This window comes from Streptomyces akebiae (assembly GCF_019599145.1).
Taxonomy (GTDB): Bacteria; Actinomycetota; Actinomycetes; order Streptomycetales; family Streptomycetaceae; genus Streptomyces; species Streptomyces akebiae.
In genome coordinates, this window is record NZ_CP080647.1 from 4,468,927 (window position 1) to 4,493,378 (window position 24,452).

22 protein-coding genes are annotated in these 24,452 nt (G+C 71.7%); 9 read left to right on the forward strand and 13 right to left on the reverse strand.

What is annotated here, in order from left to right:
- Positions 1-64: 64 nt before the first annotated feature.
- The 4 genes from K1J60_RS19180 to ssd form a co-directional block, all read right to left on the reverse strand.
- Positions 65-856 (reverse strand): type II secretion system F family protein, encoded by a 792-nt coding sequence (locus tag K1J60_RS19180; protein ID WP_220647272.1) that lies wholly within the window; start codon positions 854-856, stop codon positions 65-67.
- The gene (locus K1J60_RS19185; protein WP_220651548.1) at positions 853-1,668 is read right to left on the reverse strand and encodes a type II secretion system F family protein; all 816 of its coding nucleotides are present in this window, start codon (positions 1,666-1,668) and stop codon (positions 853-855) included. Before K1J60_RS19185 ends, K1J60_RS19180 begins: the two co-directional genes overlap by 4 nt.
- A gap of 35 nt (positions 1,669-1,703) precedes the next feature.
- Positions 1,704-3,038 carry a TadA family conjugal transfer-associated ATPase gene (locus tag K1J60_RS19190; protein WP_259407792.1) on the reverse strand — a complete coding sequence of 445 codons (1,335 nt, stop codon included), beginning with the start codon at positions 3,036-3,038 and terminating at the stop codon, positions 1,704-1,706.
- Positions 3,039-3,111: 73 nt separating this feature from the next.
- Positions 3,112-4,206: a septum site-determining protein Ssd gene (gene ssd / locus K1J60_RS19195; protein WP_220647273.1), complete on the reverse strand. Its 1,095-nt coding sequence runs from the start codon at positions 4,204-4,206 to the stop codon at positions 3,112-3,114.
- Positions 4,207-4,783: 577 nt separating this feature from the next.
- Between ssd and K1J60_RS19200 the strand changes: the two genes are divergently transcribed.
- Complete coding sequence (locus K1J60_RS19200; RefSeq protein ID WP_220647274.1) at positions 4,784-5,608, forward strand: HAD family hydrolase; 825 nt, start codon at positions 4,784-4,786, stop codon at positions 5,606-5,608.
- Positions 5,609-5,979: 371 nt separating this feature from the next.
- On the opposite strand, the gene K1J60_RS19205 is transcribed toward K1J60_RS19200, so the two are convergent.
- On the reverse strand, positions 5,980-6,813 hold the full coding sequence (locus K1J60_RS19205; protein ID WP_220647275.1) for a Fic family protein: 834 nt from the start codon (positions 6,811-6,813) through the stop codon (positions 5,980-5,982).
- Between the two features lie 99 nt (positions 6,814-6,912).
- Here K1J60_RS19205 and K1J60_RS19210 point away from each other — a divergent pair, with 99 nt between their 5' ends.
- Positions 6,913-7,893, forward strand: coding sequence for an ATP-binding protein (locus K1J60_RS19210; protein WP_220647276.1), 981 nt, complete (start codon positions 6,913-6,915; stop codon positions 7,891-7,893).
- A gap of 6 nt (positions 7,894-7,899) precedes the next feature.
- Here the strand turns inward: K1J60_RS19210 and K1J60_RS19215 are convergent, their stop codons facing one another.
- The gene (locus K1J60_RS19215) at positions 7,900-9,204 is read right to left on the reverse strand and encodes a polysaccharide deacetylase family protein (RefSeq protein ID WP_220647277.1); all 1,305 of its coding nucleotides are present in this window, start codon (positions 9,202-9,204) and stop codon (positions 7,900-7,902) included.
- 261 nt (positions 9,205-9,465) lie between these two features.
- Here K1J60_RS19215 and K1J60_RS19220 point away from each other — a divergent pair, with 261 nt between their 5' ends.
- The 6 genes from K1J60_RS19220 to K1J60_RS45910 all read left to right on the forward strand — a co-directional run bounded on the left by K1J60_RS19220 (position 9,466) and on the right by K1J60_RS45910 (position 17,305).
- Entirely contained in the window at positions 9,466-11,841 is a 2,376-nt protein-coding gene (locus tag K1J60_RS19220) for a SulP family inorganic anion transporter (RefSeq protein ID WP_220647278.1), read from the forward strand.
- A 170-nt stretch (positions 11,842-12,011) separates the two neighbouring features.
- On the forward strand, positions 12,012-13,970 hold the full coding sequence (gene acs, locus K1J60_RS19225; protein ID WP_220647279.1) for an acetate--CoA ligase: 1,959 nt from the start codon (positions 12,012-12,014) through the stop codon (positions 13,968-13,970).
- Between the two features lie 134 nt (positions 13,971-14,104).
- Complete coding sequence (nhaA, locus tag K1J60_RS19230; RefSeq protein WP_220647280.1) at positions 14,105-15,508, forward strand: Na+/H+ antiporter NhaA; 1,404 nt, start codon at positions 14,105-14,107, stop codon at positions 15,506-15,508.
- Between the two features lie 51 nt (positions 15,509-15,559).
- Positions 15,560-16,039 (forward strand): phage holin family protein, encoded by a 480-nt coding sequence (locus K1J60_RS19235; RefSeq protein WP_220647281.1) that lies wholly within the window; start codon positions 15,560-15,562, stop codon positions 16,037-16,039.
- Entirely contained in the window at positions 16,036-16,998 is a 963-nt protein-coding gene (locus K1J60_RS19240) for an alpha/beta fold hydrolase (protein WP_220647282.1), read from the forward strand. Before K1J60_RS19235 ends, K1J60_RS19240 begins: the two co-directional genes overlap by 4 nt.
- A 127-nt stretch (positions 16,999-17,125) precedes the next feature.
- Positions 17,126-17,305, forward strand: coding sequence for a hypothetical protein (locus tag K1J60_RS45910; protein WP_078853953.1), 180 nt, complete (start codon positions 17,126-17,128; stop codon positions 17,303-17,305).
- A gap of 51 nt (positions 17,306-17,356) precedes the next feature.
- Here the strand turns inward: K1J60_RS45910 and K1J60_RS19245 are convergent, their stop codons facing one another.
- From K1J60_RS19245 to nth, 3 genes are all read right to left on the reverse strand, one after another.
- Positions 17,357-18,556 carry a MarP family serine protease gene (locus K1J60_RS19245; protein ID WP_220647283.1) on the reverse strand — a complete coding sequence of 400 codons (1,200 nt, stop codon included), beginning with the start codon at positions 18,554-18,556 and terminating at the stop codon, positions 17,357-17,359.
- Between the two features lie 119 nt (positions 18,557-18,675).
- Entirely contained in the window at positions 18,676-19,422 is a 747-nt protein-coding gene (locus tag K1J60_RS19250) for an NUDIX hydrolase (RefSeq protein WP_259407793.1), read from the reverse strand.
- 241 nt (positions 19,423-19,663) lie between these two features.
- The gene (gene nth / locus K1J60_RS19255; protein ID WP_220647284.1) at positions 19,664-20,704 is read right to left on the reverse strand and encodes an endonuclease III; all 1,041 of its coding nucleotides are present in this window, start codon (positions 20,702-20,704) and stop codon (positions 19,664-19,666) included.
- 251 nt (positions 20,705-20,955) lie between these two features.
- Between nth and K1J60_RS19260 the strand changes: the two genes are divergently transcribed.
- Positions 20,956-21,630, forward strand: coding sequence for a Crp/Fnr family transcriptional regulator (locus K1J60_RS19260; RefSeq protein ID WP_220647285.1), 675 nt, complete (start codon positions 20,956-20,958; stop codon positions 21,628-21,630).
- Between the two features lie 273 nt (positions 21,631-21,903).
- On the opposite strand, the gene K1J60_RS19265 is transcribed toward K1J60_RS19260, so the two are convergent.
- The 4 genes from K1J60_RS19265 to K1J60_RS19280 form a co-directional block, all read right to left on the reverse strand.
- Entirely contained in the window at positions 21,904-22,734 is an 831-nt protein-coding gene (locus K1J60_RS19265; protein ID WP_220647286.1) for an MBL fold metallo-hydrolase, read from the reverse strand.
- A 148-nt stretch (positions 22,735-22,882) separates the two neighbouring features.
- Positions 22,883-23,752 carry an NUDIX hydrolase gene (locus K1J60_RS19270; RefSeq protein WP_220647287.1) on the reverse strand — a complete coding sequence of 290 codons (870 nt, stop codon included), beginning with the start codon at positions 23,750-23,752 and terminating at the stop codon, positions 22,883-22,885.
- A 61-nt stretch (positions 23,753-23,813) separates the two neighbouring features.
- Positions 23,814-24,281, reverse strand: a complete 468-nt coding sequence (locus tag K1J60_RS19275) for a RidA family protein (RefSeq protein WP_033524591.1) — start codon at positions 24,279-24,281, stop codon at positions 23,814-23,816.
- Positions 24,278-24,436 carry a DUF4177 domain-containing protein gene (locus K1J60_RS19280; protein ID WP_086785308.1) on the reverse strand — a complete coding sequence of 53 codons (159 nt, stop codon included), beginning with the start codon at positions 24,434-24,436 and terminating at the stop codon, positions 24,278-24,280. The genes K1J60_RS19275 and K1J60_RS19280 overlap by 4 nt, the downstream gene beginning before the upstream one ends.
- Between the last annotated feature and the right edge of the window lie 16 nt (positions 24,437-24,452).

Below are 24,452 nucleotides of genomic sequence, written 5' to 3' on the forward strand. Positions count from 1 at the left end.
TGTTCGTCGGCCGCTTCCGGTCCTCCGGGTGGCCCTCGCGCACCGCCCGCCGACGTCCGCCCCGTCATCGCCCGCCTCCTCCCAACAGCCCGTCCGCCAACCCGATGACCACCGGCAGGACACCCACTGCGATGAAGGCGGGCAGAAAGCACAGCCCCACCGGTGCGGTGACCATCACGGCGGCCCGGCGGGCCCGTTCCGTCGCCGAACGGCCCCATTCGGCGCGGGCCTCGGCGGCCAGGCGGGCGACCGGTGAGGCGGCCGGCACGCCGGACTCGTCGGCGCGCTCCAGGAGCCGCGCCAGGGCTTCGGCACCGGGAAGCGCCGCCAACGAACGCCACGCTTCGGCCGGTTCTCCCCCGAGCCGCGCCTCCGCCGCCCCTCTGGCCAGCCGTCCGCCCACCGGTCCGCCGAGGGCCTCGCCCACGGCCTGCGCGGCCACCACCGGGCTCGCCCCGGCCGTGATGCAGGCGGCCAGCAGGTCGGCGGCGAGAGGCAGTTGGCGTGCGGCCACGGCGGCGTCGTACGCCTCGCCCGGGTCGCCGTTCGCACGCCGGGCCCTTCTCAGCCACTGCCAGGCCCCGAATCCGGCGGCCAGCCCCAGCAGCAGTCCCACGAGGCCACCGACGAGCACCCACCCGGCACAGACCGCGCCGACGACCGGCAACCATCGCCGTACGAGCCCCTGGGGCAGAACGCTGCACCGGGGTGGCTCGGACACGAGGGCGAGTACCGTGGTCAGCCGACCGCGCAGCCTTCGCCGGCGTTGCGCGGTGTCGAACGACCGGACCAGCCACCACAGGCTCACGATCACGACGACGGCCACCCCCAGCCTGTGGACAACCTCCCCGCTCACACCGCCTCAGCTCCCCGGACGATCCGCAGCGCCCACCACAGGCCCACGCCCTCCAGCACGGCACCGACGAGCAGACAGCCCATCCCCGCCGTGCTGTGCAGCACCACGTGCAGGGGGTCGGCACCGAGCGCGGTGCCCAGCAGGAGGCCCAGGACCGGAAGCCCGGCGAGCATGACGGCCGTCGATCGCGCGCCGGCCAACTGGGCGCGCAGGTCCGCCCGCTGGTCCCGCTCGGCACGCAGGGCGCCCTCCAGCCGGTCCAGCCCGGCGGCGAGGCCCGCGCCCCGGTCGACGGCCACCCGCCAGCACGCCGCGAGCCCCAGCAGCCCCTCGGCGCCCGGCTGCCGCGCCGCGTCCGCCAGGGCACCCGGCACGTCCCCGCCGAAGCGAGCCGCCGCCAGCACCGCGCCGTGGGCCTCGCCCAGCCCTCCGGAGTCCCGCGCGGACCGCGTCAACGCCTCGCCCGGCTGCCGCCCGGCCCGCACCTCCCCCGCGAGCGACGCGCACAGGGCGACCACGGCATCGCCGCGCCCTTCCCGGGCCCGACGCTCCCGCGCCGCCCGCCGCACCCGCCTCAGCAACGGCACCCCGGCCGCTCCCGCGACGACCGGCAACACCGACGACCCGAGCACGCCGATCACCAACCCGGCCACCGGCGCCCACCACTCGGCTCCCAGGGTCCGCACCCGGCCGACGACCCGCTTCCAGATGGGCGGCCCCACCGCTCCGCCCCCCGGCAGCAACGACCGCGCCCGCCGCAGCCCGGCGCCCCGTCCCTCGTCCGACATCCAGGCCGCGGCCCCGGCACACATCACGGCCACCGCCCCCGAGATCTCCCCGACCCCTGTCACCGCCGCTCACTCCCTTCCAGATGGTCACCGGCCCGGCCGTTCGCCCCACCCGGCAATCCGCCGTCCCGCCTGCGCACCCCGTCCGAGGCCGCGTCATCCCGACAGCGCGTCCCGTCCAACACCCCGTGATCCCGACCGTGCCGCCCGTCCAGAAGCCCCTCGGCCTGGCCCTGCGCCCCGCCTCGAAGCAGCCCCCGCAGTCGCTCCCAGCCCCGCCCGTACACGAACGCCTTCTCGCCCCAGCGGAGGGCCGGTACGGTCACCACCAGCCCCGAGCCGTCCCGTTCCAGCACGTGCACCTCGGCGATCCGCCGTCGGCCGTCCCGGTCCCGTACGAGGTGCAGGACCACCGACAACGCGGCCGCCAACTGGCTGTGCAGTGCGGCCCGGTCCAGCCCCGCGGCAGTTCCGAGGGCCTCCAGACGGGCCGGCACCTGGCCCGCGGCATTGGCGTGGAGCGTGCCGCAGCCGCCCTCATGGCCTGTGTTCAGGGCGGCCAGCAGGGACACCACCTCAGGTCCGCGCACCTCGCCGACCACCAGCCGGTCCGGGCGCATGCGCAGCGCCTGCCGCACCAGGTCCTGCAGCTCGACGAGACCCACGCCCTCCTGGTTCGCCGGTCTGCCCTCCAGCCGCACCACATGCGGATGGTCGGGCCGCAGCTCGGCCGAGTCCTCGGCCAGCACGATCCGCTCGCCGGGGTCGACCAGACCGAGCAGCGCGCTCAGCAACGTGGTCTTCCCGGTCCCGGTCCCACCGCTGATGACGTACGACAACCGGGAGCGGATCAGCGCCCGCAGAACGCGGTCGCCGCCGGGCGGCACCGTGCCCGCCTCCACCAGTTCGGCGAGGGTGAAGGCGCGGGGCCGGACCACCCGCAGGGACAGGCAGGTGGAACCGACGGCCACCGGCGGGAGCACCGCGTGGAGCCGGGTGCCGTCCGGGAGCCGGGCATCCACCCACGGTCGGGCGTCGTCCAGTCGGCGTCCGGCGACGGCCGCCAGGCGCTGCGCGAGCCGTCGTACGGCCGCCGCGTCCGGGAAGGAGATCCCGGTGAGCTCCAGGCCGCCGCCCCGGTCCACCCACACCCGGTCCGGCGCGGACACCAGCACATCGGTGACCGAGGGATCGGCGAGCAGCGGCTCCAACGGCCCGCTTCCCACCAGCTCCGACCGCAGCCGCTCCGCCGCCCCGAGGACCTCGGCGTCCCCGAGCACCCGGCCCCGCTCGCGCAGCGCCTGCGCCACACGCGCGGGCGTCGGCTCGGCCCCGCTCTCGACGAGCCACTGCCGTACACCGTCCAGCAGACCGTCGTCGGGCATCCCGTTCATACGGCACCGCCCTCGCTCGCACAGCGCCCGCGAGGCCCCGCCACGCATGGCTCCCCGCTGCCCGGCACCCGGCTCACGCCGCCTCACCCCGAACCGCCGCGCGCGCCCAGAAGCCCTCGCAGAACCGCGCGAGCGGTCCGCGTGGGATGCCTCCCGGTGGTTTGCCGCCGTCGGGCAACCCGGCCTCGGTGGGCACTTCACCCACGAGCGGCAGCCCGAGGAGGCGGGCCACCTCGTGGTCGTCGAGGCCAGGGGCGTACGGTCCGCGGACCGCGACACGCAGGTCGCGCAGGACCATGCCGAAGGCGGAGGCGACCCGCGAGGCGGCCGCGACGGCACGCAGTTCGGCGGGGACGACCATGAGCCCGATGTCCAATTGGGCGAGGGCTTCGGCGACGCCTTCGTCGACGCGGCGCGGCAGATCGACGACGACCGCTCCGCCGCGCCGCCGGCCCGCAGCGAGCACCGCGCGGACGGCCTGGGGCGGAATGGCCACGGCGTCGCCCCGGTCCCAGCTGAGGACGCGCAGGGCGTGCACCTCGGGCAGCGACTCCTCCAGCGCGCCGCCGCCGACCCGGCCGCGTGACGCGGCGAAGGCCGGCCAGCGCAGTCCGTCGGCGCTCTCTCCGCCGAGGAGCACGTCCAGGCCACCGCCGAGCGGATCGGCGTCCACGAGGAGGGTGCGGGTGTCCTGTCGCGCGGAGGTGACGGCGAGGGCGCAGGCCAGCGTGGACGCGCCGGCACCGCCCCGACCGCCGACGACGCCGACGGTGAGAGCCGGCCTGCCGACGCCCTCCGCCACGTCGGCGATGCGGTCGACGAGCCACTGCTCGCCGTCCGGCAGCACCAGGACGTGGTCGGCGCCGATCTCCACGGCCCGCTGCCAGACCCCCGAGTCGTCCTGGTCCTTGCCGACGAGCACCACTCCCCGTCTGCGCGCGGCCCCGCGCAACCGCCGCGCCGCGTCGTTCCCGACGAGCACGAGCGGCGCCGTCTCCCACCGGCCCCGCCCTTCGGGCACCCCGTGGTGGACCTCCGGCCGGGCGCCCGCGGCCGCGCACAGGCGCAGCAGGTCGTCCAGCAGTTCCACGTCCTCGGTGACGATCAACGGCCTGCCCTGCCGCCCCTCGGCGGCGGACGACCGGTCGTCGGTGATGGCTCCCGCCACGATCTCCAGCCCCTTTCGCTGCGTGAACGCGGGCGCCCGGTGTTCCCGACGCCCCCGTTCAACTCGTGTGTGACGCACCGGAGATCGGCCGCTGCGGAGGCGGTCGGCGGAATCCGGCGCTACGCATCCGCGAAACGGAACCAGCCATGAACTCGCCGTCGTCGGGACGCGCTGGAATCACGGTGCAGCGGTCTGCGAAATCGTGTGGATCTTGGTCGATAACTGTGGACAACTCAGCCCTTGTGGATATCGCAGTCACCCGAACAGGCGACGCTTGTACGACTTCCACAGCGCAGCCCCACGGCTACGGATGGTGACGGATCCTGTGCCGGGGCAGAGGAAAGCCCACGAGGGCACGAGAGCGCCTCGCGGGCTGGAGAGGGGAGAGGAAACGCGTCCGGACATGCGACGACCCCCACCGGGGGGGAGAGTGGGGGTCGTCTCCACGGCCGACTCGGGGGGGGAGGAGCCGGACCGGGTTAGCACGGTCGCGAACGATCCGTGACTTCCATGGTGTACCCGAGAGGCCTCTCAGGCAAACCCACGCGCCCCAGCCTAGCCCGAATGGCGGGCGCATATGCTCGGCCCCGTGGAAAACCACTCCTTGCCCCGCACAGCGGCCTTCTTTGACCTGGACAAGACGGTCATTGCGAAGTCGAGCACGCTCACCTTCAGCAAGTCGTTCTACCAAGGCGGCCTGATCAACCGCAGGGCCGCCCTGCGAACGGCGTACACGCAGTTCGTGTTCCTCGCGGGCGGCGCCGACCACGACCAGATGGAACGGATGCGGAAGTATCTGTCCGCGCTGTGCCGGGGCTGGAACGTCCAACAGGTGAAGGACATCGTCGCCGAGACCCTGCACGACCTGATCGACCCGATCATCTACGACGAGGCCGCCTCCCTCATCGAGGAGCACCACATAGCGGGGCGGGACGTCGTCATCGTCTCCACCTCCGGCGCCGAGGTCGTCGAGCCGATCGGCGAGCTCCTCGGCGCGGACCGGGTGGTGGCCACCCGGATGGTCGTCGGTGACGACGGCTGTTTCACCGGCGAGGTGGAGTACTACGCCTACGGGCCGACGAAGGCGGAGGCGATCCGGGAGCTGGCCCAGTCCGAGGAGTACGACCTCGCGCACTGCTACGCGTACAGCGACTCGGCGACGGACCTGCCGATGCTGGAGGCCGTGGGCCACCCGCACGCGGTGAACCCGGACCGGACGCTGCGCAAGGAGGCCCTCGCGCGCGGGTGGCCCATTCTCGACTTCCACCGCCCGGTCCGCCTCAAGCAGCGCCTGGCCGTACGGCCGCGACCCGCCCTGCTCGCGGCGGCCGCCATAGGCGCCGCGGCGGCCACCGCCGGCCTCGTCTGGTACGCGAGTCGGCGCCGTGTGGCGACCGCCTGAACGGCGGTCCGCACCCCGGCAGCCGATTCACCCTCTTTGAACCCAAAAGTAAAGAAGCGCATCGAGGGGTTCCGCTTGACCGGTCCCTGGAGTAGAAAGGATTCAAGGCCCGCGAGACCAAAGGACATCCGAGAGGATCACCTTTAACAACTCATTTTGGCCCCACGGACCCAGCATGAACACCGGGCACCCACGCGACGTCGACCCGTCGATTACGGGCCAGCCGCACCAGGTCACGGGCCATAGTTCCCGGCCTGATGGGCATATATCGAGGACGCTTGGTAACCGGGTGGACATGCCAGCGGCGGTACGAATTCTCGTACCGCCGCAACCCTTTTCCAGGGGTTTCCCGCCGCCCGCCTCGCGGATTTCTACGCCGCCCCGCGCTGCAGCGCCTCGCACACGGCCGTCGACTCGCGCGCACCCAGTTCGATCGCCCTGCCGCAGTGGGTGATCCAGGCGGACATGCCCTCCGGGGTGCCGGAGGCGTAGCCGTCGAGGGCGGCCAGATAGGCGGCGCGGCCGAGTTCCGCGTGGCCGACCTCCGCCGGGCAGACCGACTTGGGGTCGAGGCCGCTGCCGATCAGGACGATCCGCTCGGCCGCGCGGGCGACGAGGCCGTTGTGGAAACCGAAGGGCCGCAGGGCGAGCAGTTCGCCGTGGACGACGGCGGCAGTCACCAGGGCCGGGGCCGAACTGCCCTTGATGATCAGCTCGGAGAGGCCGTCGAGCCGGCCGGCGACCTCCGCCGCGCCCGGCAGGGGCAGCTCGACGAGCGGCTCGTCGACGGTCTCGCCGTCCTGTCGCGGACGTCCCACGCGCGCGTCGTCGCTTCCGGCCGCGACGAGGTGCAGGCGGGCCAGCACCCGCAGGGGCGACTGCCGCCAGATCGACAGCAGCTGGCCCGCCTCGGCGGTGAGCCGCAGTGCGGCACCCACGGCGCGGGCCTCGTCGTCACCGTCCTGGCCGCTGAAGTCCGTACGGCGCCGCACCTCTTCGAGGGCCCAGTCGGCGCCGGACAGCGCCGCCGAGCCGCGCGCGCCGCGCAGGGCCGCCTCGGAGGTGACCGCGTTGCTGCGACGGCGCATGACGCGGTGGCCGTAGACCCGGTCCACCGACTTGCGCACGGACTCCACGGATTCGGCCACACCGGGAAGCTCTCCCAGGGCCGCGAGCGGATCGGCGGCCGCACCTGTCGTACTCATGAGTACGACCCTACGCGCATGGGCGGCCGACCCCTCGAAGGAGTGGTCTTCCCGACAGCGCGAACACCCTTGGCGCCCAGCCCACTACCGTTAGTGAACATGAAAATTGCTTTCGTCGGGAAGGGCGGGAGTGGCAAGACCACGCTGTCCTCCCTGTTCATCCGCCACCTCGCCGCTTCCGGGGCTCCCGTCGTCGCCGTCGACGCGGACATCAACCAGCACCTGGGCGTCGCCCTCGGCCTCGACGAGTCGGAGGCCACCGAACTGCCCGCGATGGGCGAGCGGCTGGCGCTGATCAAGAACCATCTGCGGGGCTCCAACCCGCGGATCGCCTCCGCCGAGACGATGATCAAGACCACCCCGCCGGGCGACGGCTCACGTCTGGTGCGGATCTGCGAGCCGAACGCGATCTACGACGCCTGCGCCCGCCCGGTGGAACTCGACGGCGGGGCCGTCCGTCTGATGGTCACCGGCCACTTCACCGACGCCGATCTGGGGGTCGCCTGCTACCACTCCAAGACGGGAGCGGTGGAGCTGTTCCTGAACCACCTGGTGGACGGTCGCGACGAGTACGTGGTGGTCGACATGACGGCTGGTTCCGACTCCTTCGCGTCGGGCATGTTCACCCGTTTCGACATGACGTTCCTCGTGGCCGAACCGACCCGGAGGGGGGTCTCCGTCTACCGCCAGTACAAGGAGTACGCCGCCGACTACGGCGTCGCCCTGAAGGTCGTCGGGAACAAGGTGCACGGCCAGGACGACCTCGACTTCCTCCGCGCCGAGGTCGGGGACGACCTGCTGGTCGCCCTCGGGCACTCGGACTGGGTGCGCGCCCTGGAGAAGGGCCGCCCGCCCCGCTTCGAGCAGTTGGAGGAGGCCAACCGCCGCTCCCTGCGCCTCCTGCACGAGGCGGCCGATGCCACGTACGAGCTGCGCGACTGGGAGCGCTACACCCGTCAGATGGCGCACTTCCACCTGAAGAACGCCTTCAGTTGGGGCAACGAGAGGACCGGGGTCGATCTGGCCGCGCAGATCGACCCCGAGTTCGTGCTCGGAGAAGAGGTCGCCGCCGCCGTGTGAGTGCGGCTACGGCCTGGCCGCCGGCGCCCCCGGGACCCCCTTCGGGGCCGGTGCCGGTCCGGCGGACAGGAAGGCCTTCCAGCCCTCCTTCGGGGACTGGCCGACACCCAGGCCGCGCAGTCTGTCCAGGACCTTCGGGTCCTGGGCGTCGAGCCAGTCGGCGAGCTGCCGGAAGGAGACGCAGCGCACCTCGGCCTTGCCGCAGACCGCCTCGATGGTCTCCTCGACGGCGCGCATGTAGACGCCGCCGTTCCAGGACTCGAAGTGGTTGCCGATGATCAGGGGCGCCCGGTTGCCCTCGTAGGCGCGCTCGAAGCCCGCGAGCAGTCCGTCACGGAACTGGTCGCCCCACTGTTCCCGTCGGCCGGGCGCCCCCGCCCGGGCGCCGGACTGGTTCACGTAGAAGTTGTAGTCCATGGTCAGCGTCTCGAAGTCCCGCCCCGGGACGGGGACCAACTGCATCGACAGGTCCCACAGCCCGTCCTTCTTCTCGGGCCAGACCTGGGCCCTGACGCCGCTGGTGTCGTAGCGGAAGCCCAGTTCGCGGGCGGCCCGCATGAAGTTCGCCTGCCCTTCCAGGCAGGGTGTGCGGGCGCCGATCAGCTCCTTGTCGTAGTCGAAGGGCAGGGGCTCGGCCTTCTCCGTGCCGGTGTTGGTCTTCCAGGCCTTCACGAACGACTTGGCCTGGGCGATCTCGCTCTTCCACTCCTCGACCGACCACTCGCCGACCCCACCGCCGGGGCCGCAGAAGTGGCCGTTGAAGTGGGTGCCGATCTCGTTGCCCTCCAGCCACGCGCCGCGCAGCTGGTCCACGGTGTCCTTGATTCCGCGAACGTCGTTGAACCCGATGTCGGAGCGGCCCGGTGAGTGCTGAGGCGGCCGGTACAGGTCCCGCTTCTCCTCCGGCAGCATGTACACGCCGCTCAGGAAGTACGTCATGGTCGCGTCGTTGGCCCGGGCGACCTCGCGGAAGTGCGAGAAGAGCCGTTGACCGTCCTCCCCCGCGCCGTCCCAGGAGAAGACCACGAACTGCGGGGGGCGCTGACCGGGCTTCAGCCGTTCCGGCCTGGGCAGGTGCGGCTGCAGCCCGGTATAGGCGGTGGAGCCGTCGCCGATCAGCCGGACCGCGGCCTTGGGCGGCGCCGGGGCACCTCCCTTCGTGGGCCCGCCCTGCCGACCCTCCTGCTCCGTGGTGTTCGCGCCGGGTGAGCCGGCGGTCGTCGTCGGCTCACCGATCCCGCATCCGGCGAGCGCCGCGGCGCAGGTCGCGGCGAGCGTGACTCCGGCGGCGATCCTCTGGGTGACGGCCATGTCCCGCCCACCTTCCTTCGCTCAGGGGCAGAGCAGCCAAGGTCACACAGAGTTCCGATCATGATTAATACGACAAGCCGATGAAAGGCTTCATTCACCCTCACGAGTGATCTAATGACCTATTTGCGGCTAATGTTCTTGCGTGTCCTTTACCCTGCATTACGATTCGTTTACTGAGCGTTGAGGAATCCCGCCGTTGAACGCCGTGCCCCACGGCCGCGAACCGACGCGTCCGCGCAGCCCCGGAGGAGACGGGAGAACATGTCCGCCTGCGTCCCCACCCACACCACCGACCCGGACTCGAACCGAACGGAGCGTGATCACCGACCGCACAGCCCGCCGGACGGACCGCGCCGTCGGTTCCATGTCTCGGCCGCCGACCTGTCCGCATCCATCGCGGTCTTCCTGATCGCCCTCCCCCTGTCCCTGGGCATCGCCCTCGCCACCGACGCACCGCTCCAGGCCGGCCTCGTCGCGGCCGCCGTCGGCGGAATCGTGGCCGGACGCCTCGGCGGATCCCCCCTCCAGGTGAGCGGCCCCGCGGCCGGTCTCACCGTCGTCACCGCCGACCTCATCCACCAGTACGGCTGGCGCACCACCTGTGCCATCACCGTCCTCGCGGGTCTGTCCCAACTGGGCCTGGCCCACCTGCGCGTGGCCCGCTCGGCGCTCGCCGTCAGCCCCGCGATCGTGCACGGCATGCTCGCCGGCATCGGCGTCACCATCGCCGTCGCCCAGCTGCACATCGTGCTCGGCGGCACCCCGCAGAGCTCCGTCAGCGCCAACATCGGGGCGCTGCCCGCCCAGTTGGCGCACCTGCAACCCGCCGCGGTCTCCGTGAGCGTCCTCACCCTCGTCCTGCTGCTCGCCTGGCCCCGGCTCCCCGGCCCCGTCGGTCGGCAGCTACGCACGATCCCGGCCGCCCTGGTCGCGGTCGCCGGCGCCACGGCGACGGCCGCGGTCGCCGCGTTGAGCCTGCCCAAGGTCGACCTGCCGTCCTGGCGGAGCCACGCCCTGGCCGGCGTGCCCGACGGGCCGGTGCTCGGCCTCGTCGCGGCCGTCCTCACCACCACGCTCGTGTGCAGCGTGCAGTCGCTGCTCGGGGCCGTCGCCATGGACAAACTGGCGGCCGGGCGGACCGACGTACGGCGCTCCGACCTCGACCGCGAGCTGCGCGGCCAAGGCGCGGCCAACGTCGTCTCCGGCGCCCTCGGCGGCCTGCCGATCGCCGGCGTCGCCGTCCGCAGCACGGCCAATGTCCGTGCCGGCGCCACCAGCCGGAACTCCACGATGTTGCACGGCGTCTGGGTGGTCGGGGCCACCCTGCTGCTGGTGCCCGTCCTGGAGCTGATCCCCCTGGCCTCGCTGGCCGCCCTGGTGATGGCCGTGGGGGTCCAGATGGTGTCCCTGCACCACATCCGCACGGTCAGCCGCCACCGCGAGGTGCTGGTCTACGCCGTCACCACCCTCGGCGTCGTCGTCTTCGGCGTCCTGGAGGGCGTCGCGCTCGGTATCGCCGTGGCCGTCGGCGTCGCCCTGCACCGCCTCACCCGCACCCGCATCACCCGCGACGAGAGGGACGGAGTCCATCACGTCCATGTGCGCGGTCAGTTGACGTTCCTGGCGGTGCCCCGCCTCAGCCGTGCCCTGCACCAGGTCCCCGTGGGGGCCGCCACCGTGGTGGAGCTGGACGGGTCCTTCATGGACCACGCGGCCTACGAGTCACTGCAGGACTGGCAGCACGCCCACCACGCGCGGGGCGGCACCGTGGAGATCACCGGCCGCGCCGGCACCCGGATCGCCGAGCCCGCGAGCACCTCGGCGGCCGGCTGCCGCTGCCGGCCCTGGACGCCCTGGCGCAACCACCAGTGCGAGGCCCCGGTCACCCCGACCGCGGGCACGCCGCAGGAGGAGGCGGCCGAAGGCCCGAGCGGTCATCAACTGGCCCGCGGCATCAGCGCGTTCCAGCGCAACACGGCTCCCCTGGTCCGCAGGGAGCTGGCCCGGCTGGCGCGCGAGGGGCAGCAGCCGTCGCAGCTCTTTCTGACCTGCGCCGACTCCCGGCTCGTCACGTCGATGATCACCTCCAGTGGTCCCGGCGACCTTTTCGTCGTGCGCAATGTCGGCAACCTCGTGCCGCTGCCCGGCGAGGAGAGCGGCGACGACTCGGTGGCCGCGGCGATCGAGTACGCGGTGGACGTGCTGAAGGTACGGTCCATCACGGTCTGCGGGCACTCCGGCTGCGGCGCGATGCAGGCCCTGCTCACAACCGATCCGCACGGCGCCCAGACCCCTCTCAAGCGCTGGCTGCGCCACGGCCGGCCCAGCCTGGAGCGCGCGACCGACAAGAACCGCCCCTGGGCCCGTCTCGCGGGTCGCGAACCCGCCGACGCCGTCGAACAGCTGTGCCTGACCAACATCGTCCAGCAGCTGGCACACCTGAGAGCCCACGACTCCGTCGCCCGCGCACTGCGCGAGGGGGCGCTCGAACTGCACGGCATGTACTTCCACGTGGGCGAGGCACAGGCGTACCTGCTCACGGGGGAAGCACCCGAGAGCGGAGTCTTCGATCGGGTCACCGGCACGACCGACCCGTCCGACCCCACCGGGACGGTCCTGCACGACACGCGCGCGTGAACCGATCTCCCTCCGGGTCCGTGGGAAAGGGTGGCGTCCTGGCCGCAGGGCCACCCGCCCACAGGTCTAAACCAATCCGAAGAAGACCCTTGTCATCGGGGGTCCGGGTCTGATGAGCTGTGGCCTGGGACACAACGGACGCCCCGGCAAAGCACCGCAAGGGAGATGTCGTGAGCAACGAAAGCCTGGCCAACCTCTTGAAGGAGGAGCGACGCTTCGCGCCGCCCGCTGACCTGGCCGCGAGCGCCAACGTCACGGCCGAGGCGTACGAGCAGGCCAGGGCTGACAGGCTCGGCTTCTGGGCGGCTCAGGCCCGGCGGCTGACCTGGGCCAAGGAGCCGACCGAGACGCTGAATTGGTCGAACCCGCCGTTCGCCAAGTGGTTCGAGGACGGCGAACTCAACGTCGCGTACAACTGCGTCGACCGGCACGTGGAGGCCGGCAACGGCGACCGGGTCGCCATCCACTTCGAGGGCGAACCCGGAGACAGCCGGGCCATCACCTACGCCGAGCTCAAGGACGAGGTGAGCAAGGCCGCCAACGCACTGCTGGAGCTGGGGGTCCAGGCGGGCGACCGGGTCGCGGTCTACATGCCCATGATCCCGGAGACGGCCGTGGCGATGCTCGCCTGCGCCCGGATCGGCGCCGCGCACTCCGTCGTCTTCGGCGGCTTCTCCGCGGACGCGCTCGCGACCCGCATCCAGGACGCGGACGCCAAGGTGGTCATCACCTCCGACGGCGGCTACCGGCGCGGCAAGCCCTCCGCTCTCAAGCCCGCCGTGGACGACGCGGCCGACCGGGCCGGCAATGTCGAGCACGTCCTCGTCGTCCGCCGCACCGGCCAGGACGTCGCCTGGAACGACTCCCGTGACGTGTGGTGGCACGAGATCGTCGACCGGCAGAGCAGCGAGCACACCCCGCAGCCGTTCGGGGCCGAGCATCCGCTGTTCATCCTGTACACGTCCGGCACCACCGGTAAGCCCAAGGGCATCCTGCACACCTCCGGCGGCTACCTGACGCAGACGTCGTACACCCACCACGCCGTCTTCGACCTCAAGCCGGAGACGGACGTGTACTGGTGCACGGCCGACGTCGGCTGGGTCACCGGCCACTCGTACATCGTCTACGGACCGCTGGCGAACGGCGCGACGCAGGTCATGTACGAGGGCACGCCCGACACCCCGCACCAGGGGCGGTTCTGGGAGATCGTGCAGAAGTACGGGGTGACGATCCTCTACACGGCGCCCACGGCCATCCGTACGTTCATGAAGTGGGGCGACGACATCCCCGCGAAGTTCGACCTGTCCTCGCTCCGCGTCCTCGGCTCCGTCGGTGAGCCCATCAACCCCGAGGCGTGGATCTGGTACCGCAAGCACATCGGGGCCGACGCGACGCCGATCGTGGACACCTGGTGGCAGACCGAGACCGGCGCGATGATGATCTCCCCGCTGCCGGGTGTGACGTCGACCAAGCCGGGGTCCGCGCAGACGCCGCTGCCGGGCATCTCCGCCACGGTCGTCGACGACGAGGCGAACGAGGTGCCGAACGGCGGTGGTGGCTATCTCGTCCTCACCGAGCCGTGGCCGTCGATGCTGCGCACCATCTGGGGGGACGACCAGCGCTTCCTCGACACGTACTGGTCGCGGTTCGAGGGCAAGTACTTCGCCGGTGACGGGGCGAAGAAGGACGACGACGGGGACATCTGGCTCCTCGGCCGCGTCGACGACGTGATGCTCGTGTCCGGCCACAACATCTCGACGACCGAGGTGGAGTCCGCGCTCGTCTCGCACCCGTCCGTGGCCGAAGCGGCCGTGGTCGGCGCCGCGGACGAGACCACCGGGCAGGCGATCGTGGCATTCGTCATCCTGCGCGGCACGGCGAACGCCGAGGACGAGAGCCTCGTCGCCGACCTCCGCAACCACGTCGGCGCCACCCTCGGCCCGATCGCCAAGCCGAAGCGGGTCCTGCCGGTTCAGGAGCTGCCGAAGACCCGCTCCGGGAAGATCATGCGGCGGCTGCTGCGTGACGTGGCGGAGAACCGTCAGCTCGGCGACGTCACGACGCTGACCGATTCCACGGTCATGGACCTCATCCAGGCCAAGCTGCCGGCGGCGCCCAGCGAGGACTGACGCGCCCCGTACGACCTCCCAGGGGCACCCGGCGACCGGCACGCCGGGTGCCCCTTAGGTAGGCTAAAGAACAGGTGTGCCGGGAAGTCTGGTCGGCGAGTGTTCCGTGCTGTCCACCGACCGGAGGTCCCACCGTGGCCGCGTCCCGCACCACCCCCACCCGCAGGGTTCTCGACCGGCTCTCCCTGTCGGAGCGGACCTTCGTGGCGGACGCGCTGCGCACGGAGACCGTCGGCGGTGTGCTGCTGCTCCTGGCCGCCGTCACCGCGCTGGTCTGGGTCAACGTGCCCGCGCTGCACGACAGCTACGAGAGCGTCAGCCACTTCCACTTCGGCCCCGCAGCGCTCGGCCTCGACCTGTCCGTGGCGCACTGGGCGGCCGACGGCCTTCTGGCCATCTTCTTCTTCGTCGCCGGCATCGAACTCAAGCGCGAACTGGTCGCCGGTGACCTCAAGGACCCCCGGACGGCCGCGCTGCCCGTGATCGCGGCGTTGTGCGGCATGGTCGTTCCGGCGCTCGTCTACACGCTCACCAACCTCACCGGGGGCGGCTCTTTGGCCGGCTGGGCGGTGCCCACGGCCACCGACATCGCCTTCGCGCTGGCCGTGCTCGCCGTCATCGGCACCTCCCTGCCGAACGCGCTGCGCGCCTTCCTGCTCACCCTCGCCGTCGTCGACGACCTGTTCGCGATCCTGATCATCGCGCTGTTCTTCACGGACGACCTGAACTTCGCCGCGCTGGGCGGCGCGTTGGCCGGTCTCGCCGTCTTCTGGCTGCTGCTGAGGAAAGGCGTACGCGGGTGGTACGTCTACGTTCCCCTCGCGCTCGTCGTCTGGGCGCTGATGTACAACAGCGGCGTGCACGCCACCATCGCCGGTGTCGCGATGGGGCTGATGCTGCGCTGCACCCGGCGCGAAGGGGAGGAGCACTCCCCCGGCGAGCACATCGAGCACCTCGTTCGCCCCTTGTCGGCAGGTCTGGCTGTGCCACTGTTCGCCCTGTTCAGCGCGGGGGTCGCGGTGTCGGGCAGAGCGCTGGCGGAGGTGTTCACGCAGCCGGAGACGCTCGGCGTGGTTCTCGGACTGGTCGTCGGCAAGGCGGTCGGGATCTTCGGCGGGACCTGGCTGGCAGCGCGCTTCACCCGGGCCGAACTCTCCGAGGACCTGGCCTGGCCGGACGTCTTCGCCGTCTCCTCCCTCGCCGGGATCGGCTTCACCGTGTCGCTGCTCATCGGCGAACTGGCCTTCGAGGGAGACCAGGTGCTCACCGACAGCGTCAAGGCCGCCGTCCTCACCGGTTCCCTCGTCGCGGCGGTCCTGGCGACCGTCCTGTTGAAGCTGCGGAACGCCAAGTACCAGGCCCTGTGGGCCGCCGAGGAGCGCGACGAGGACCTCGACGGCATCCCCGACATCTACGAGCAGGATGACCCGGCGTACCACCTGCGCATGGCGGAGATCTACGAACGCAAGGCCGCAGAACATCGCAGGCTTGCCGAAGTGGCGGGCGGGGCAGGCGTCGGCGACGACGGTCCGGCATGATCTGACAGGACCGTACACAGGACCGTACAAACGCATATGAGGGAGACCCCGATGAGCGCACCCGACGGCAGCCCGGTCGGAGCCGAACGCAGCGTCGGCCAGTTGGTCGCCTCGGCGACGGCCGAGATGTCCGCGCTGGTGCACGACGAGATCGCGCTGGCCAAGGCCCAGCTCAGGCAGGACGTCAAGCGAGGAGTGATCGGCGGCGGGGCGTTCACCGCGGCCGGCGCGGTGCTGATCTTCTCCCTGCCGATGCTGAGTTTCGCGCTGGCGTACGGCATCCGCACCTGGAGCGAGTGGAACCTGGCGATCTGCTTCCTGCTGTCGTTCGCGGCGAACGTCGTGGTCGCCCTCGTGCTGACACTCATCGGCGTCGTCTTCTCCAAGAAGGCCAAGAAGGGCCAGGGCCCGCAGAAGGTCGCCGCCTCCATGAAGGAGACGGCGGGTGTGCTGCAGAACGCCAAGCCGCACCCCCGTCGGCCCGCCCCGGCCGACGGCGCCGTCGAGGCTGTGGCACGCTCGACGTCATGACGGACCCCGCGACCACCCCGGCCGCCCCCTGGAATCAGCCCGCGTCTCCCGTACGGCTCGACGTGCCCGGTGCCAAGGAGCTGATCCACCGGGACGTGGCCGCCAACGGCGCACGCTTCCACATCGCGGAAGTCGGCGACGGACCGCTGGTGCTACTGCTGCACGGCTTCCCGCAGTTCTGGTGGACCTGGCGGCATCAGCTGGTCGCCCTGGCGGACGCGGGCTTCCGGGCCGTGGCGATGGACCTGCGCGGGGTCGGCGGCAGCGACCGCACACCCCGGGGTTACGACCCCGCGAACCTCGCCCTCGACATCACCGGGGTCGTACGGTCCCTCGGCGAGCCCGACGCCGCACTGGTCGGCCACGACCTGGGCGGCTATCTGGCGTGGACGGCGGCCGTGATGCGCCCCAAGCTCGTCCGGCGGCTCGCCGTGTCGTCCATGCCGCACCCGCGGCGCTGGCGCTCGGCGATGCTCTCGGACGTCAAACAGACCTCCGCGGGCTCCTACATCTGGGGATTCCAGCGGCCCTGGATCCCCGAGCGGCAGCTCACCGCCGACGACGGCGCCCTGGTCGGCCGGCTGATCCGGGACTGGTCGGGGCCGCGGCTGCCCGACGACGAGGCCGTGGAGGCGTACCAGCGGGCGATGTGCATCCCCTCGACCGCGCACTGCTCGATCGAGCCGTACCGGTGGATGGTGCGGTCCATGGCCCGCCCGGACGGCATCCAGTTCAACCGCCGGATGAAGCGGCCGGTCCGGGTGCCCACCCTCCACCTGCACGGTTCGCTCGACCCGGTGATGCGCACCCGCAGTGCGGCCGGGTCCGGGGAGTACGTCGAAGCGCCGTACCGTTGGCGGCTGTTCGACGGTCTGGGACACTTCCCCCACGAGGAGGACCCGGTGGCGTTCTCGACCGAACTCATCAACTGGCTGAAGGATCCCGAGCCCGACCGGTGAGTCGGCCAGGTCGCCCGCTATCCGGACGTGAACACCTGTTCCACGGAGGGCCACTTGCCCGGCGCATAGGCCAATTGGGGGGCCTGGGGGCGGTTATCGACCTTGGGGCGGGGGCACACGTCGGGGTATGGGCTGGACGCACGACTACAGTGACGCAGCACGCAACCGCCGCTCGGCCTCGGGCCTGAGCTCCCACCAGAGGGGCGGTCCGCAACTGCAGGGCACCGATCCCCGGCTGGGCATTCCGCGCATCCTGCGCCGCCGGGCCCGCTGGGTCTCGGCCCGGCTGCGCCATCCTCGTCCCTGACCCGTACGGGGCGACCCGCACAGGACCTCGCACCACCGGCCCCGCCCGGCCTCAGAGCGCGCAGCTGTCGCTGTCCACCTGCTGGTTGGCCGTACGGCCCTTGGCGATGTCTTCCTCGACCTCGTCCGCGGTGAGGGCGTAGCCCGTCTCCGGGTCGTCGAGGGACTTCGCGAAGACCACGCCGTAGACCTTGCCGTCGGGCGTGAGCAGCGGGCCGCCGGAGTTGCCCTGGCGGACGGTCGCGTAGAGCGAGTACACATCACGGTGGACGGTGCCGCGCTTGTAGATGTCGGCGCCGTTGGCCGTGATGCGACCGCGCACGCGCGCGGGCCGGATGTCGTACGCGCCGTTCTCCGGGAAGCCCGCGACGATCGCGTCGTCGCTGCTGACGGCGTCCTTGGTGGTGAACTGCAGCGCGGGGGCCTTGAGGCTGGGCACGTCCAGTACGGCGATGTCGCGCTCCCAGTCGTAGAGGACGACCTTGGCGTCGTACTTGCGGCCCTCGCCGCCGATCTGGACGGTGGGTTCGTCGACCCCGCCGACCACGTGCGCGTTGGTCATCACCCGGCGCTCGCCGAAGACGAAGCCGGTGCCTTCGAGGACCTTGCCGCAACTCTGGGCGGTGCCCATGACCTTGACGATGGATCGCTTGGCGCGCTGGGCGACCGGGCTGCCGGCGAGTGCGGGGTCGGGGGGCTGGACCTCGGTGATCGGCTCGTTCGAGAACGGGCTGAAGACCTGCGGGAAACCGTTCTGCGTGAGGACCGAGGAGAAGTCCGCGAACCAGGTGTCCGCCTGGGTGGGCAGGGCACCGGCCACGCCCTGCAGCACCCTGGAGTTGCGGACCTCCTTGCCGAGCGTCGGCAGGGTCGTTCCGGCGAGTGCGGAACCGATCAGCCAGGCGACCAGGAGCATCGCGACGACGTTGACGAGGGCACCGCCGGTGGCGTCCAGGGCGCGGGCCGGGGACCAGGTGATGTAGCGGCGCAGTTTGTTGCCGAGGTGGGTGGTCAGCGCCTGGCCGACGGAGGCGCAGACGATCACGATGACCACCGCCACGACCGCGGCGGCCGTGCTGACCTCGGAGTTGTCGGTCATCCAGTCCCAGATCACGGGCATGGCGTACACCGCGACGAGACCGCCGCCGAGGAAGCCGATCACCGAGAGGATGCCGACGACGAAGCCCTGTCGGTAGCCCACGATCGCGAACCAGACGGCGGCGACCAGCAACAGGATGTCCAGCACGTTCACCGCTTCAAGCCTCGCCTCGTCACTACGCGATCACTACAGGCCGACCGGGGAACCGGTCCGCCGCGCGGCGACAGGGGGACGCAGCAGGCCCCAGAAGACGCAGCACGGCAGACACCCTGTCATGAGCGCCAGTCGAGCGGGACCTGCTTCTCCCGGTCCCAGGGGCGCTCCCAGCCCGAGTAGTGCAGCAGACGGTCGATCACTCCGGCCGTGAAACCCCACACCAGGGCTGATTCGACCAGAAATGCCGGACCTGCGTACCCGCGGGGGTGCACGGCGGTGGCTCTGTTGGCGGGATCCGTGAGATCCGCCACGGGGACGGTGAAGACGCGGGCCGTCTCGTTCGGATCGACGACGCGGACCGGGGTGGGGCGGCGCCACCAGCCCAGGACGGGGGTCACGACGAAGCCGCTGACCGGGATGTAGAGCTTGGGCAGCACGCCGAAGAGCTGGACGCCTGCCGGGTCGAGGCCGGTCTCCTCCTCGGCCTCGCGCAGGGCGGCGCGCAGCGGGCCGTCGCTCTGCGGGTCGCCGTCCTCGGGGTCGAGGGCGCCGCCCGGGAAGGACGGCTGGCCCGCGTGCGATCGCAGCGAACCGGCGCGCTCCATGAGCAGCAGTTCGGGTCCGTCCGGGCCGTCGCCGAACAGGATCAGGACCGCCGACTGCCGACCCGAGCCGTTCTCCGGCGGCAGGAAGCGGCTCAGCTGCAGCGGCTCGACCGTCTCGGCGGCGCGCACCACCGGGTCCAGCCAGGAGGGCAGGCCCGTCTTGTCCAGGACGACGTGCTGGGCCCACTCGTGGTGCCGCCCCGTGTGGTGCCCGTTGTCGGTGTCCGTGCCGCCGTCCGTCCGGCTCACGCGTGTCATAGCCACCCCCGTCGTTCTTCCGGTCCCAACGCCCGGAGGACCGCTGATCGTTCCACATGAACCCGACGTCCCCCTTGTGGGTGGCGGAGACCGGGACGGGGAGGGCGTGATCCGGAGCAAGGGCGCGAGACGGCGTACGGAGCGAGGGAGATGTGCGCGCCGGCGTGTGTGCCGAAGCGGACGGGTGCGGTGAGGCGGACGGGTGCGGTGGTGTGCGTGTCCGGGCGCCCGGTGCGGTCCGTCATCCGGCGGCTCCGAGGGGCGGGGCCGGGATGCCGCCCGCGTCCAGGTAGGACTGCGGAGGCTTGAGGCGCTGGCCGGGGAAACCGCCCTTCTCGTACTTCAGCAGCTTCCTGGCCTTCTCCGGGTCCGTCTCACCCTCGCCGAACGCCGGGCAGAGCGGGGCGATGGGGCAGGCGCCGCAGGCCGGTTTGCGGGCGTGGCAGATACGGCGGCCGTGGAAGATCACGTGGTGCGACAGCATCGTCCACTCGCTCTTCGGGAAGAGCGCGCCGACGGCGGCCTCGATCTTGTCCGGGTCGGTCGCCTCGGTCCATCGCCAGCGCCGTACGAGCCGTTGGAAGTGGGTGTCCACGGTGATGCCGGGGCGGCCGAAGGCGTTGCCCAGCACGACGAAGGCGGTCTTGCGGCCCACGCCGGGCAGCTTGACGAGATCTTCCAGACGACCGGGGACCTCGCCGCCGTGGTTGTCCACCAGGGCCTTCGACAGGCCCATCACCGACTTCGTCTTGGCACGGAAGAACCCGCAGGGTCGCAGGATCTCCTCGACCTCCTGCGGGTCGGCCGCGGCCAGGTCCTCGGGGGTGGGGTACTTCGCGAAGAGCGCCGGTGTCGTCTGGTTGACCCGCAGGTCGGTCGTCTGCGCGGACAGGACCGTCGCCACGATCAGCTGGAAGGAGTTCTCGAAGTCCAGCTCCGGGTGCGCGTACGGATACACCTCGGCGAGTTCGCGATTGATGCGACGGGCACGGCGGACGAGGGCCGTCCGGGACTCGGGCTTGACCGCCGGGACCTTTCTCCGGGTCGAGGGAGCCCCTCGCGTCACGGCCGCCTTCGCCTCTGCCGCCTCTGCCGCCTTCCGGGCGGTGGCGGCCTTCTTCACCGGGGCCGCTTTCCTCACCGGAGCCGCTTTCGCCGGGGCCGTGGTCTTCCGGGCGGGATTCTCCGCCGCTGATGGATCGGACACCTTCGTCGCCTTTGCCGTTTTGTTCGCTCCCGTGGGGCCCTGTTCGCCCACAGCGGAATCGCGCCGTACAACCACCCGCCCAGCCCCCTCGGCCCGTGCTCTCACCGGCGTTTTGGACACCCGGCCAGCCTAAAGCCCGGCACCGACATCCGCCCCGGGCCCAGAAGATCGGCCCCCAATTGGACCCCTGACGCATACCCCGGGACATGTGTGCGGCATCCTTGTGACAGATCACACTGTTTGGACCGTCCGGCAAGATGGGGAACACGGTCCCCTGGTAGTACGGGGAGCAAGATCCCCTGAGCAGGTCGACAAGGAGAGAACTCGTGGACGACGTTCTGCGGCGCGCCCCGCTCTTCGCGGCGCTCGATGACGAGCAGGCCGCGGAGCTCCGCGCCTCCATGAGTGAGGTGACCCTCGCGCGCGGTGACGCTCTGTTCCACGAGGGCGACCCGGGTGACCGCCTTTATGTGGTCACCGAGGGCAAGGTGAAGCTGCACCGCGCCTCGCCCGACGGCCGCGAGAACATGCTGGCCGTGCTCGGCCCCGGTGAGCTGATCGGCGAGCTGTCGCTGTTCGACCCCGGTCCGCGGACGGCGACGGCCTCGGCGCTGACCGAGGTCAAGCTGCTGGGCCTCGGCCACGGTGACCTCCAGCCGTGGCTGAACGCGCGGCCCGAGGTGGCGGCGGCGCTGCTGCGCGCGGTCGCGCGGCGGCTGCGCAAGACCAACGACCAGATGTCCGACCTGGTGTTCTCGGACGTGCCCGGGCGGGTCGCTCGTGCGCTGCTGGATCTTTCCCGCCGGTTCGGGGTGCAGTCGGAGGAAGGCATCCATGTGGTGCACGACCTCACCCAGGAGGAGCTGGCGCAGCTCGTGGGCGCGTCCCGGGAGACCGTGAACAAGGCGCTGGCGGACTTCGCGCAGCGCGGGTGGCTGCGCCTGGAGGCGCGCGCGGTCATCCTGCTGGACGTGGAGCGACTGGCCAAGCGGTCTCGCTGACGCGGGGCCGGCGGTACACCGGTTCCGCCAGGTACGTCAGGCCGTGGTCGCTGCGGCCACCCGTACGCCGATGGGGTTCGTCTCGTTTCTCGGGGCGGGCCCCCTCTTGTCGTGTCCAGAAGCGCCCTTGTCGTGTCCAGAGGCGCCGCGACGCGCTCTCGGCCCCCTGGAAGCGCCTGGGAGGGGCCCCTGGGGCCCGCGAGGGCACGGAGGCCCGGTGTGACACCCCGGGTGCCCTGAAGCCCGGAGGCGGGCGCTCAGGCTCGGGAGCGGTCAGATCAGGCCGTGTTCGGTCAGATACTCCAGCTGTGCCCGAACCGAGAGTTCCGCGGCGGGCCAGAGGGAGCGGTCCACGTCCGCGTAGACGCGGGCGACCACCTCGCCCGGGGTGCGGTGACCGTTCTCGACGGCCGTCTCGACCTGCGCCAGCCGGTGGGCGCGGTGGGCGAGATAGAACTCGACGGCACCCTGGGCGTCCTCCAGGACGGGGCCGTGGCCGGGGAGGACGGTGTGGACGCCGTCGTCGACCGTGAGGGACCTGAGGCGGCGCAGGGAGTCGAGATAGTCGCCGAGACGACCGTCGGGGTGGGCCACGACGGTCGTGCCGCGGCCCAAAACGGTGTCACCGGTCAGGACGGCCCGGTCGGCCGGGATGTGGAAGCAGAGCGAGTCGGAGGTGTGGCCCGGGGTCGGGACGACACGGAGTTCCAGGCCGCCGAGCGCGATGACGTCACCCGTGCCCAGTCCCTCGTCGCCGAGCCGCAGCGTCGGGTCCAGGGCCCGTACGTTCGTCCCGGTCAGCTCGGCGAAGCGGGCGGCGCCCTCGGCGTGGTCGGGGTGGCCGTGCGTGAGCAGGGTCAGCGCGATGCGCCGGCCGGTCTTCTCCGCCGTGTCGACGACGTTGCGCAGATGAGCGTCGTGCAGCGGACCGGGATCGATCACGACGGCGAGTTCGGAGTCCGGTTCGGAGACGATCCAGGTGTTGGTGCCGTCCAGCGTCATCACCGAGGCGTTCGGCGCGAGCACGTTGACGGCGCGCGCCGTGGCGGGGCCGGACAGGACACCGCCCCTGGGCTGGCCGGGAAGGGCTGCTGCGTCGGTCATGCGGAGGGGCCTTCCAGCGGGATGGGAGGAGTGCCGCGGTGTCGGCCGCGGGCGGGCGCGGCGTCCCGGCGCCCGCACGGCGGTGCGGGGAACGCGGGCGGATCCTCGGGCCGGCCGCTCGACCGGCTCGGGAGGGCTGTCGCCGCGGTCATGTGGGGTCTCCGGCGGCCGGAACACGCTTGGTGAACTCGTCGTGGCCCGGCCAGGAGAGGATCACGTCGTCGTTCTCCAGGCGGGCCCGAGCGAGGACGGGTGTCAGGTCGCGGGCGGGTGCGGCGGCGAGCGCGGCGGCGGCCGAGTCGTACTCCGCGAGCCGGCGCAGGGTGGCGATGGTGGGCGGCATCATCATCAGCTCGCCCTTGTCGTAGCCGTCCGCCGCGTCCCGGGGGCGGATCCACACCGTGCGGTCGGCCTCCGTGGAGGCGTTGCGGGTGCGCTGGCCCTGCGGGAGGGCGGCCACGAAGAACCAGGTGTCGTAGCGGCGGGCCTCGAACTCCGGGGTGATCCAGCGCGCCCAGGCGCCGAGGAGATCGGAGCGCAGGACCAGCCCCCGGCGTTCCAGGAACTCGGCGAAGGACAGTTCCCGGGCGGCCACCGCGGCACGGTCGGCCTCCCAGTCGTCGCCCGTGGTGTCCCCGATCACGGTGTCGGGGCTCGGCCCGGCGAGCAGGACGCCCGCCTCCTCGTACGTCTCCCGGACGGCCGCGCAGACGATGGCCTGGGCGTCGGTCTCGTCGACACCGAGGCGGGACGCCCACCACGCGCGCGTGGGGCCCGCCCAGCGGATCTGGTGGTCGTCGTCGCGGGGGTCCACCCCGCCGCCCGGATACGCGTACGCGCCTCCGGCGAAGGCCATGGAGGCGCGTCTGCGCAGCATGTGCACGACCGGGGTGTCGGCCGTGTCCTTGAGCAGCATGACGGTGGCGGCCCGCCTGGGGGTCACCGGTGTCAGCGTGCCGGCCGCGAGTGCGCGGATGCGGTCCGGCCACTCGGCTGGGTACCACTGCCCGTTTGCCATGGGCGGAGGCTAACTCGTAACGGGCTGATGTTCGAGTGAGCCTCCGCGATCTTGGTGGCGGTCAGGCTTCGGTGAGCTCCACCTGGAGTTCCACCTCGACCGGCGCGTCCAGAGGCAGGACCGCCACACCGACCGCGCTGCGCGCGTGGACGCCCCTGTCGCCGAAGACGGCGCCGAGGAGTTCGCTCGCGCCGTTCAGTACGGCGGGCTGGCCGGTGAAGTCGGAGGCCGAGGCCACGAAGCCGACGACCTTCACCACGCGCGCGACCCGGTCCAGGTCGCCCGCCACGGACTTGACTGCGGCGAGCGCGTTCAGCGCACAGGTACGGGCGAGCTCCTTGGCCTCCTCGGGGGTGACCTCGGCGCCGACCTTGCCGGTGACGGGCAGCTTGCCGTCCACCATGGGCAGCTGCCCGGCGGTGTACACGTACACGCCGGACTGGACGGCCGGCTGGTACGCGGCGAGCGGCGGGACGACCTCGGGCAGCCTCAGCCCGAGTTCCACGAGCTTCGCTTCGACGGCGCTCACGGCTTGGGCCGCTTCAGGTAGGCCACCAGCTGCTCGGGGTTGTTCGGCCCGGGCACGACCTGGACGAGCTCCCAGCCGTCCTCGCCCCAGGTGTCCAGAATCTGCTTCGTGGCATGGACGAGCAGCGGCACGGTTGCGTATTCCCACTTGGTCATGTGGCCGACTTTATCC

Excerpts from the sequence above, each read along its gene's own strand:
- K1J60_RS19215 (WP_220647277.1), bottom strand. The coding sequence starts at position 9,204 with ATGGCCGTCACCCAGAGGATCGCCGCCGGAGTCACGCTCGCCGCGACC.
- K1J60_RS19205 (WP_220647275.1), bottom strand. The coding sequence starts at position 6,813 with ATGAGTACGACAGGTGCGGCCGCCGATCCGCTCGCGGCCCTGGGAGAG.
- K1J60_RS19220 (WP_220647278.1), top strand. The coding sequence starts at position 9,466 with ATGTCCGCCTGCGTCCCCACCCACACCACCGACCCGGACTCGAACCGA.
- K1J60_RS19190 (WP_259407792.1), bottom strand. The coding sequence starts at position 3,038 with ATGAACGGGATGCCCGACGACGGTCTGCTGGACGGTGTACGGCAGTGG.
- K1J60_RS19250 (WP_259407793.1), bottom strand. The coding sequence starts at position 19,422 with ATGACACGCGTGAGCCGGACGGACGGCGGCACGGACACCGACAACGGG.
- K1J60_RS19210 (WP_220647276.1), top strand. The coding sequence starts at position 6,913 with ATGAAAATTGCTTTCGTCGGGAAGGGCGGGAGTGGCAAGACCACGCTG.
- K1J60_RS19270 (WP_220647287.1), bottom strand. The coding sequence starts at position 23,752 with ATGGCAAACGGGCAGTGGTACCCAGCCGAGTGGCCGGACCGCATCCGC.
- K1J60_RS19235 (WP_220647281.1), top strand. The coding sequence starts at position 15,560 with ATGAGCGCACCCGACGGCAGCCCGGTCGGAGCCGAACGCAGCGTCGGC.
- K1J60_RS19200 (WP_220647274.1), top strand. The coding sequence starts at position 4,784 with ATGCTCGGCCCCGTGGAAAACCACTCCTTGCCCCGCACAGCGGCCTTC.
- K1J60_RS19280 (WP_086785308.1), bottom strand. The coding sequence starts at position 24,436 with ATGACCAAGTGGGAATACGCAACCGTGCCGCTGCTCGTCCATGCCACG.
- K1J60_RS45910 (WP_078853953.1), top strand. The coding sequence starts at position 17,126 with ATGGGCTGGACGCACGACTACAGTGACGCAGCACGCAACCGCCGCTCG.
- K1J60_RS19240 (WP_220647282.1), top strand. The coding sequence starts at position 16,036 with ATGACGGACCCCGCGACCACCCCGGCCGCCCCCTGGAATCAGCCCGCG.
- K1J60_RS19185 (WP_220651548.1), bottom strand. The coding sequence starts at position 1,668 with ATGTGTGCCGGGGCCGCGGCCTGGATGTCGGACGAGGGACGGGGCGCC.
- K1J60_RS19265 (WP_220647286.1), bottom strand. The coding sequence starts at position 22,734 with ATGACCGACGCAGCAGCCCTTCCCGGCCAGCCCAGGGGCGGTGTCCTG.